Here is a 2,333-nt window from a genome sequence, read left to right as displayed (position 1 = left end):
AACCTTGAGCTAGGCATAATGTATGAAAGGCTTGGTGTATTGAAATGATTAGGAGCAGTTTCTTTGACACTAACTTGATTCATATCGACCCAGCTTGTTATTGAGAGAACGGATTAGTAGAGGAACTTTCACATTTCAAAAAATGGAAAGCTTCTGCTAGATGAGAGAAGAAGAAACACGATGACCAGGTTTCTGGAATGATGCTTGTGCTTTATTTCGCTTGGTTCCACGACCAACTTGCTACAAAAGATGTAGCCAAGATTGGTAGCGTAAAAAGTAATCAGCAATTAGCAGAGGAGTATCGGGCTGAAAGGTACCAGAAACCCCAGGAGACAAGCTGAGACTTCCTTTCAAATTTAAAGAATTGACTATTCTAAATTATAAAAGTTATAAAATTTTTGCCTTTTTATATAATCTATTTATAGGAAAATGTTATTAGAAAGAAAACAAGAGGTTTTAAAAACCTTAACAGAAAATTATGCAATTATCAGAGATGAGGATTGAGAAATTCTCTGCTTATTATGAAGAGACGATGAATGATACTTCGTATACTCATGGGAAGAATATAGACTTACCAAAACTGAAGCGGAGGCTTTGCTAGATAAAGCTGCTTGAGTTGCTATTACCCCTGTAGTCGATAAGAAAATTGCAGAACAATATAAAGATGGATTAGATGAACACGAGAAGAAAGTCAAAACACAGATAGAGGATAATTACTTTGAAGAGGAATAGTTTAGTTTATTATTCTTCAATAAATGGGTATAATATGAGATATTGCTAGGGTGGGGAAGAATATACGGAATAAAGCTAAATGAGTTTTTACTCAACAGCCGACCACAGTAACCCCAGAAAAGACTTTAAATGAAACAATAATAGAAAACGAACAGCAACCAACTCCTCAAGTTGGTTCTTTTCCTAATATGTTAAATAATCAAATAAACGCTTGAATAATTCAAACGCCCGTTATACAAAGCCAAATCAATCAGAATGCCGCGACGCTTTCTGCGCCTGCAACAGAGACGCAGAGACGCGGGAATATCTGGGCTAGAAATAATATTTCTGGGTTTGATATAAGCGAGCCATTAAGCATAAATGAGCAAATTCAAGAAGAGGCTGATGCTGAAAAATGATTTTCTATGCCTGACTTTGTTTGATTTGGGGAGAAGCTTGTTTGAAATATCACGAATTGGGGAACTAGACAAACTGCAGCCAATCGTTATAATGCTGAGGTAGAGGAGAATTCTAAAGATATAATCTTAGATTATAATCCAACTACTAATAGAGTTATAAAGCTCACCCCTACTGATGAATGAGCTTTCAACGCTAGGGCAGAATTATATCTCTCGGAGTTGGCAGCGGCAACTACCTATGAAGAGCAACAAGCTGCGCGTCAGTCTTTCTATAATGATATGAAAGATGGAGGATTTAAAGCACAAGCTGTCCCTAATACAAAAAAATTTTCAGGGTGAAAAACATATTCAGATGATACACTATCTTCTGTTATGGGTAATAATGTTAAAACTTGAGTTTATCCAATAACACAAGAGCAATTTGATGCTTACCTTGAAACATTAGACGAGAATGATGAAATAAGGAGAACGGCTTATGAAAAATATAAAGATGATATGACCGCGTGATTAGATGAGGTTGATTTAACCGAAACAGAGGAAGCTAATAATTTTATGCAAAGATTTTCAGACATAGCAAAAAAAGATACATTAGACTTGATTAATAAAAACTTAGCATCAAAAGAGCGTTGAGAAGCAATAAGAAATGTAGATGAAATTGTTAGTGACCCAGCAAATAGGTTATTAACAAGTGAAATGTATCTAAAGAGACTAAGAGACGAGGCGGCACAGACACCAGAATTGCAGAGGACACAATGGCAAAGGGATATAATATATAACTATGATGTTGTGTGGAAACAGTTGATGGACAAATATGCTAGTAATGTAAATGATTATTTGTTGTTGCAACTTAATGAATGAGTTAATGATAAATGAGAAATATCTGATGCATTATGGAGATTTGAAGACGGAAGAGAGTTGAATGATATACTTAGAGATTGATTAGGTGATATTGCGGGAATTGAAATATGATGATTAGAAACTTTTTGAAAAGTCTCTGCTATAGATATAATGAGAAGGTTCGCTAACGAAGCAGCTTATAATTATAGACAAGGTAAGTTGTCGCAATCAGACAATCCTTGGGAATCTATATTAAATACTGTAAAATCTGGGCGAAATCAATTTGAACATTGGCAAGAGCCTATATGAGAGCAATGGGCGGAAGCTTGACAATCTATTTGGAGATTGTGAGCAAAATTAACAAAT

1 protein-coding gene is annotated in these 2,333 nt (G+C 35.2%); it reads left to right on the top strand.

From position 1 onward, the window contains the following. Window positions 1-1,823: 1,823 nt before the first annotated feature. Window positions 1,824-1,988: a hypothetical protein gene (locus Q4Q55_RS10125; RefSeq protein WP_303372682.1), complete on the top strand. Its 165-nt coding sequence runs from the start codon at window positions 1,824-1,826 to the stop codon at window positions 1,986-1,988. Window positions 1,989-2,333: the final 345 nt, after the last annotated feature.

Source organism: Methanobrevibacter sp. (genome assembly GCF_030539555.1).
In the GTDB taxonomy this organism is placed as follows: Archaea; Methanobacteriota; Methanobacteria; order Methanobacteriales; family Methanobacteriaceae; genus Methanocatella.
Note: the sequence above shows the minus strand (reverse complement) of the source record. Positions and strands in the feature narration are given on the sequence as shown.